This is a genomic window from Sphingomonas sp. RS6, assembly GCF_054489705.1.
Genome location: NZ_JBTMWM010000007.1, coordinates 187,704 through 195,258 on the forward strand (window position 1 = coordinate 187,704; position 7,555 = coordinate 195,258).

Here is a 7,555-nt window from a genome sequence, read left to right on the forward strand (position 1 = left end):
ATCGGGGCCGGTCAACCGGTGAGTTCGGTTGCCGTGGCTTCGGCCTTGTTCGTCAGTACCGGCATGCAATGCTCTAGAAAAAGGTCGAGCGAGCCGAGCGCATCGGCGCGCGGCATCGCGCCGAAATCGACATTCCACAAAATCTGGTCGACGCCGAACAGATCGGCAAGGCGCTCGGCCCGGTCGCACACGCGGGCGGGATCGCCGAAAGCAAGGCTGCCGTTGTCGAACAGGTCTTCGGGGGAAAAGGCGCTCAGCTGGCGGTCCAAATCGGTATAGCCGGGATAGGCACTTGATTGGCGACCCCGCCAGGCGGTCGATGCCCGCTCCCATGTCGCGTGATACCGACGAAGATAGGAAAAGCCCTTGCGCCGCGCGGCGGCATCGTCGCGATCGACGAACAGCGGAACCAGCATCGTCACCTTGCCCGGCCCTGCATGGCCTGCATCGGCGCGACTGTCGCGATAGACGGCGATCTGTTCGCGCAGATGCTCCTTCGACTGAATTGTGAATGCGGTCAGGAGGTTGAACCCGTTTTCACCGATGCGGGCAAAGCTGCTGCGCGATCGTGCCGCGGCGCCCCAGAAGGGCGGGTGCGGGCGCTGCACGGGGGGCGGCAACAACGCCACCTCGCGATAGGCGAAGTAGGGTGTGTCTGCGCTGGCGCTGCCCTGATCGAACAGCTGCGCGACGGCTCGGGTGACGGCCTCGAACCGGGCCGGACTCTCGTCGAGATCGATCCCCAGGCAGTCGAATTCGCTGGGCAGGAACGCACGGGCAAAGCCCACGTCCAGCCGCCCGCCTGTCAGAACGTCGGCCAGCGCGATGCGGCTGGCGAGCTGCACGGGATGGTGGAACACCGGCAGGATGCATCCTGTCATCACGCGGATGCGACGCGTTGTCTGTGCAACCGCGACCAGAAACATCAGCGGATCGGGACAATAGCCGCCATAGGGGTGGCCGTAATGTTCGGTCATCTTCACCGTGTGCATGCCACCGTCATCGGCCATCGCGCTCATGGCCATCGCATCGCGATAATAATCGACCGGCGATTTCTCGCCGGGGGCCGCATCGGGCAGCAGCGAGAGTCCGAATTTCATCAGGCGGCCTCCATCCGGGTGGTTGCGCCGGCCAGGCTCGGGCCGGTCGTGGTGGCGGCGAGGAAGAACAGCAGGTGGATGATGATCAGCATCGACAGCGGCGCGCCTTCGATCGCAAGCGCGCAATGGACCGGCCCCATTACCGCTGCGCCGGCCAGCGGAAACAGCGCATGACGCACGGATGGCATGCCGGCGCATTGGGCGACGAGGAACAGGAGCGTCGACGCGACGACCGCGCCCGGCGTTCCCCATCCTTTGAATGCGTCGAGCGCCACGGCACGAAACAGGAACTCCTCGGCCCCGATATAGACGATTAGCACCGCTCCCGCGGCGATCCGCCAGCGGCCTCGGCCGGCACGCAGGAAGGATCGCAGCCACCCGGCATTCATCATCGCACGCCAGTCGCCACCCTTTCCCTTTGGAAGCGCCGCCAGTGCAACGCTCGCCAGCATCGACGCTGCTGACAATTCGGCAACGGCGAGCGCCGGCGTGATCGCGAACAATTCGACGGTCCATCCCCGCCACAGGAGCGTCGTTGCTGGCACGGCGAACAAGACGCTTAGTCCGATCACGAGCGCCAGCTGGAAGGTTGCAGCTACGCTGATGTCCACGATCGCCATCATGTCGCTCACATTGGCGTCGCCCGGTGCGCGATGGCGCCGCAAAATCAGCCGTAGTACCGCACGGTCGGCGAACCGGGCCAGCACGCCATAATAAAGCGCGATCGCCGCCACGAAGATCAGGGGCTCGGATAACGCGATCATCGGAACCGTCACACGATTGCTGCCGTGCGGTGACGCTCGGCCACCGCGCGGTTGAACAGTGCATGGGCCAGCGCAGCCGGGATCGGGCCGCCCGTCAGCAGCAGCGCGGTCGCACCGGCCGATAGCGGCAGTTTGCGGAAAAACTCGCTCGGTTCAAAACGCGCGTGCAGCGCCGCGAACCAGATGCCGATGCACGCCGCTGTCAACACGTTGGGAATGTTTGGCCAAAGCGTGGCAATGACGATGATTGGCAGCGCTCGGACCGCAATTTCCTCCAATATGCCGATGCCGACCAGCAGGCGTCGATCGGCGCCGGCGATGTCTGTCAGGCCAGGTTCGGTGGTGCCCGCGCGCGGCATTGCCGCCTGTTGGGGCGGCAGCGCTTGCCAGGGGGAATGACGCGCGATCCGTGCCCGGCGCTGTGCGGGGGCGGCGACGGGAATCGCGCGCCGTCTCCGTCGCCGGCCCAGGGCCAGGTCCATCGCGAACGCGGTCCGCCCGATCAGCGGGGCCGCGACCAATGCGAGTGCGGTGGCATAGGGCGCGCCGTGATCGTCGATCCAACCGCTCCACAGTAGAGGCAGGCCGAATGTGCCGATTCCGACAAGTGCGAGTGTCATCAGCAGGGCCGCATAATTGCTCAGGCCATCCGCTGCGATTTGCGCGGTGCGGTGGGGCAGCAAGGTGCCGGCAAGTGCGCGCGTATAGGCGGCGGTTGCGGGCGCCGCCGCCGCGGCGAGCAATAAGGCCAGCATGGCCGCAAGACGGGCCGGGTCAGGGATAGGGATGCACCCCCGCATCGAAGCGTGCGCCGCCATAGGCATTCAGGCGTGGGTGCCCCATAGCGGGCACGCTCGGCAGCGAAAGGCTGATCGTATCCGGTGACCAGACCCGGATCGCATAGAACCCCACGCTTCGCAGGTCGGGCGTGGTCAGATCGTAATAGAGCAGTTCCTTGCCGGTGCGACGATAATCCTCGATCAGCGTTGCGATGTCGGCGCCGGCCGGCTCGGGCGAGTCCGCCGGGAGTTGCGACGCAGAGATGGTGGGGCCTTCTTGAAAGCGCTCGCGCAGCCGCTCGCCATTGCGCGACTGCGCATAGAAGACGACATTGAGATCCAGGTCATAGATGCCGTCCGTATCGATCTCGATCGGCGCGCCGCCGCTTGCCTCCTGCTCCTGCAGCAGGATCAGCTTGGCGAGCTGATAGATGCCCGATGACTCAGAGAATGCCTTGTACATCGCCTCTTCCAGGCGCGTGTCGGATCCCAGGCCAACGACGGCGGCAGGCGTCCCTGTCCGATCGGACATCAGGCAAGCGACGGTGAATCCGCTCAGATCGGCATTCGGCAAAAAATAGAATTGGGGATGGGCGGTCGCGAACCGTCCCGTCAGCCGGGCCACCGTCTTGTCGATCCGTCGGGTGCGTGCATCGGATCCGATACGGATCGCCGGCTTGTTGCCGTACCAATGGCCCATCGCGCAATCGAGCTGGGTAAGCTCCAGCATTGCGTTCCGAAGGGCGGGCAGGGGCGCGATATGCACGGCGGTGCCGGTGGTTACCGCCGGGGCAATCCACGGCTCGCCCTGCTGGGTTTGTGGCGTGTAGCCGAGGAACAGCAATTGGCTCGGCGCGTGCACGCGGTTTCCCGACACCAGCGACAAGCCTTGGGTCCAGTGCAACGGGTCGTCCGGGCCGGGGTGCCGAAACGGGTGGCGTTCATTGCGCTGCTGGTCATCGGTGAAATAGCGGAAACCATCCGGGGCGATCGCATCCATTCCATCGTCCGCCATTGCTTGCCAGCTTGCGAACCGGCTCGATCGTGCGGGCCGCATGCCTGCGTGGAGCTGCGCATAGCGTTCCAGCGCCTCGGCAAGCGCCGGCAGCATCGCTTCCGAAGGCGTGGCGCCGCACCCGCCGATATGCATCGATCGGCTGGGGGGATTGCGCCCCTGGATCACGTGCATTCCGGTCAGTTCAGCGCCGGCGACGACGAAACGAGGTTCTTCCCTGTTGCCAAGGAAGACGCCAACGCTGCGCGTCACGCCAGTCAGCGGGCTCATCGTCCGTTGGGCAAGGCTGCGGATCTGGGGCGTGAGGCGCGCCAGGTCCGTGCTCTCGCAGATCATCGGCTGCCTCCCGCTTCTTCCGAGAGAACGGCGCGCATGTCGAAATAGAGTTCGGGCTCGTCGACATAGGGCTCTGGTCCGCAGGCGGGGCAGCCGGGCAGGCGCAGGATGTCGTGGAAGCAGAATTCCATGGTGGGGAGGTACAGCGACAGCGTCTTGCCGATCGTGAACGCGGAACCGGTCGTCAGGAAGTTGACGGCTTCCAGCGCCAAGTGCCCGGCCAGGATGTGCTGTAGCGCGGCCTCGATCGCGAACGGCGCCTGTTGTGCCGCCCCTGCCGCAAGGGCCGCCTTGTATCGCTGGTAGGATGCCGTTTCGCGCAGGTTCATCGTCACGCGGGTTTCGCAGCATTGAAAACACGACGCCGCCCGGGGGACCGTCAGCGGGCCGACAAAGCACGTCGGACCGTCCATCGCTCCCCACAGCCAGGGCGTTTCGAGTGCGAGTGCAAGGCGATTGAGCACCAATGCCAAATGGGGATTGATCGGCAGTTGCGGCGCGACGATCAGCCGGCCCGACAGCGCCTGGAATCGCTCGGGGATGGTCGCTGCATCAAGCGCTCGCTCGAAACTGGCGAGCGTCAAACCGTTGAGCGCTTCGACAATGGGATGCCCGTCATCCAGAATCTCGATCTCGGCGTCTGGCAGCAATCCTCGGACGGCGTTGGCGATCATGTCGCCGATCGCGTCCTGGGCAAGGATCGCCAGCGGCATGCGCGCGGTGATTGCACTATCGCGTGTGCGCATTGCGGGTGCGATACGCTCGAAATAGGCGTCGATCGCGCTGTTGGGGCCGGTCTCTATTGCGCCGAGCTGATAGAGGTGATCGACGGCGTCTTCGATTGCCGTCCGCGATGCGCCGGTCGTGCGTACGACCTCGCGGATCGGCCGGCCGTCCAATGCAGCGACGATCCTGGCGAGGGTTCCCGATTTCCCGTCATCGGTCAGGAAATGTGAAACAGCGTTGAAGCAGCCGGATCTCAGTTCGACGTGGTCGGCGTCGTGCACGACGACGCTGAAGTAAACCTTGATGCGCGGGCCGGATTCGGAACCCGGTCGCTCGGCGGTATCGGCGCCAGCCGTGACATTGTACATCATCCCCCCAGCACCATGACGTGAATGGTTGTGCGATTGAGCCCGTCGAAGTCGAAGACGCGGTCGATCTCATCGTCGAAAAAGCCGCCATAGTCGCAGCTCGGCGTGCCCAGCGCGGTGGCGGCCAGATGGACGTTCTCGGCGATGTAGCCGACCTCCATCAGCGCGAAGCGAAGGCCGCGCTGGCCGTATTTGCGCATGCTGCGCCAGGGCGTCATCGAGAATATCAGGAATGCCGAAGCCAGCCGTACGTCGACAAAGTCGCCGGGCAACGCTGCGACGATCGTCTCTACGGCTGCCGCGCCGTCCTCGCAGGGAAGACGGACCAGGGCATTCTCGAGCGGCAGGAAGTCGTACAGTCCCGGCGCCAGGCCGGGCAGCGACTGCACCGCCAAGTGCAGGTCGATCGGATACAGGCCGCCACCGCTCGGAGCGGCGCGCAGCGGCAGGCTGCAGTCGCGCCCGTCGGTCAACTGCGTCGTCGCGGTCGCCGTGATTCCGCCGGCGGATTGCAGGATCGTCGCGAGCTGATCGATCTTCAACGGCTCGCCCGAAAGCTCGCGCAGGCTGCGGCGTGATGCGATCACCTCATCAAGAGCCACCGGCAACCCCAACGGCTCACCCAATCGCAGTATTTCTGCTGTTCCGCGCGATCGTCGACCGACCTGTGAAAGCATCACCAGAGCTTCGTCGTCGAAGTAGGAACGCACAGATAGCTCGAATTGACGATCGCCCCGTCTGAAGCGGGTACTTTCAATGAAGTCGAGGGCAGCGTCTCGCTGCTCCGGAGGCCCGCCGGTGTATACCAGCTGCGCTGTCCGCATCCCCGTTGATTTGATATGCGTCGCAAGATTTTTGAAGGAATTAAGATAGGAGGCTGCCGCAAGAGGAAGTATGTTCCCACTCTCCGCTGCATTACTGCGTTTCAACATGGTTCTTCCTGACAGATCGGGGATGCGGGCCGCGCAACGACGTCAGCTCAGATTGTTTCAGCCGGTTTCCAAGGCTTCGAGCCGGGCGGCGTGCTCAAGAGAAGCGCGCTGTTCGGCTATTTCGATCTTGGAAATTTCGCCATGTTCAAACAGCCTGGCTGCCCAAGGTTCGAGCTCGACTATCCCAAACCGATTCCCTTGGGGATCGCAGCAGATCTGGAAAGATCCCAGGGTAGGGGTCACATCTTCACGGCGGCCGAACTTGAATTGTTCGAACTTTTCTTGGTAATTTTCGACAAATTCGCTGTGATATTCCAGCGATATCGGGTCTGTCATGATCTTGCCGCCTGCTTTGGCTACCTTCTCTCGAAAAGTGGCAAGCGAAGGGACTGCCAGATGGAGCATCGTGGTTTCGCTGTCATGATAGCGTTCGCCGATATTGACCTTCACGCCCGCCGATATCCATGTCTGATAAGCGGCGTTCGAGTCCTTGATCGTGCGACCGAACCCGAGTGCGAAGACACTGTCGTAAAACTCGGCAAGCTGTTTTGATCCGCCGCCGCCATTCGCGGGCATTGTCACGGTGATCAGGCGAGGTGATTGGACAGACATCTTAGTCCTTTCATCATTTGGAGACGGAGGCAGCGACATCAGGCGCGCGCTGGTTCGATGGTCAGGACGCCGCACGTGCAGGTGCTGCAGCAGGATGCGAAGCACGAGGTGGTGCCCCCGGGAACGATCATTGCTGGCGTCGCTCCACTTCGCGCCCCGAACAAGTTCTGCCCGGTGATCGTCACATGTTCTGCACGGGATTTGGTGATAAGGCGCATTACACCCTCCTCATTAGATTACAAAGAAATCGTGCTCAACATCATCAGAAAACAAACGATTCGTTTTCTTGATCAACGTATCAATAATGGAACAAGATCATAAAAGGAGATGCAGCCGTTGTGGCGGATTACGTAGTTATAATTGGAGTGTCATCGCCTGAGGCCGGGGGCGCGGTAATTTCATTTTATCCAATCAAATCGTAGGGCGCGCACGATTTTACGAATGCTGCCGCTCATTATGGAAACCACGTGCCAGGCTCCGCCACTCGATGGTTGTTTGTCCGAATTGGATGCGATGAGGAATGGTATCTCGGTCGCGCCGTTGTCGCAGCTACACTATGCGGCTTACCGAGCCGCAGAGTTGACCAGGAATCTCTTTCAGCGACAGCGAGCATACCTATTCGCTGAGCGCATGACGGAACGTGCCGCGTGCCTGCTCTACATGCTCGGAAATTGACGCCACTAGACAATCTTGGGCGGACCCCAGAATGTAGCCGATCACCGTTCACCTGAAGCGACAGATGATCGAACTGCGTGCGCCATTTCGTTCGCTGATAATCTGGAAGGAAGCGCAGCGACCACAAGGCTTGCAACAACGCAGCGGTCGCTTCCCGTGCGTCGCACGGCTGCCTCGCACCGGGGACGCGCGTCGGTAAGAATGGTGTCCAGGCAAGTCCCGAGGACCAGCATCTCCTGTTTGCCGCC

Annotated in this window: 8 protein-coding genes; 1 reads left to right on the forward strand and 7 read right to left on the reverse strand. The window is 62.7% G+C overall.

Features of this window, described 5'->3' with window-relative positions; translation table 11 throughout:
* Positions 1–11 precede the first annotated feature (11 nt).
* From ACX40Y_RS13920 to ACX40Y_RS13950, 7 genes are read right to left on the reverse strand one after another with little or no spacing between them, the layout of a single operon-like run.
* Entirely contained in the window at positions 12–1,100 is a 1,089-nt protein-coding gene (locus ACX40Y_RS13920; RefSeq protein WP_459120161.1) for an LLM class flavin-dependent oxidoreductase, read from the reverse strand.
* Complete coding sequence (locus ACX40Y_RS13925) at positions 1,100–1,864, reverse strand: CPBP family glutamic-type intramembrane protease (protein WP_459120162.1); 765 nt, start codon at positions 1,862–1,864, stop codon at positions 1,100–1,102. The genes ACX40Y_RS13920 and ACX40Y_RS13925 overlap by 1 nt, the downstream gene beginning before the upstream one ends.
* An 8-nt stretch (positions 1,865–1,872) precedes the next feature.
* On the reverse strand, positions 1,873–2,682 hold the full coding sequence (locus tag ACX40Y_RS13930; RefSeq protein WP_459120163.1) for a hypothetical protein: 810 nt from the start codon (positions 2,680–2,682) through the stop codon (positions 1,873–1,875).
* Positions 2,639–3,994: a YcaO-like family protein gene (locus ACX40Y_RS13935; protein ID WP_459120164.1), complete on the reverse strand. Its 1,356-nt coding sequence runs from the start codon at positions 3,992–3,994 to the stop codon at positions 2,639–2,641. The genes ACX40Y_RS13930 and ACX40Y_RS13935 overlap by 44 nt, the downstream gene beginning before the upstream one ends.
* Positions 3,991–5,088: a TOMM precursor leader peptide-binding protein gene (locus ACX40Y_RS13940; protein WP_459120165.1), complete on the reverse strand. Its 1,098-nt coding sequence runs from the start codon at positions 5,086–5,088 to the stop codon at positions 3,991–3,993. The genes ACX40Y_RS13935 and ACX40Y_RS13940 overlap by 4 nt, the downstream gene beginning before the upstream one ends.
* Positions 5,088–6,020, reverse strand: a complete 933-nt coding sequence (locus ACX40Y_RS13945) for a SagB/ThcOx family dehydrogenase (protein WP_459120166.1) — start codon at positions 6,018–6,020, stop codon at positions 5,088–5,090. The genes ACX40Y_RS13940 and ACX40Y_RS13945 overlap by 1 nt, the downstream gene beginning before the upstream one ends.
* A gap of 57 nt (positions 6,021–6,077) precedes the next feature.
* Positions 6,078–6,632 carry a VOC family protein gene (locus ACX40Y_RS13950; RefSeq protein WP_459120167.1) on the reverse strand — a complete coding sequence of 185 codons (555 nt, stop codon included), beginning with the start codon at positions 6,630–6,632 and terminating at the stop codon, positions 6,078–6,080.
* A gap of 75 nt (positions 6,633–6,707) precedes the next feature.
* Between ACX40Y_RS13950 and ACX40Y_RS13955 the strand changes: the two genes are divergently transcribed.
* Positions 6,708–6,953: a hypothetical protein gene (locus ACX40Y_RS13955; protein WP_459120168.1), complete on the forward strand. Its 246-nt coding sequence runs from the start codon at positions 6,708–6,710 to the stop codon at positions 6,951–6,953.
* Positions 6,954–7,555 lie beyond the last annotated feature (602 nt).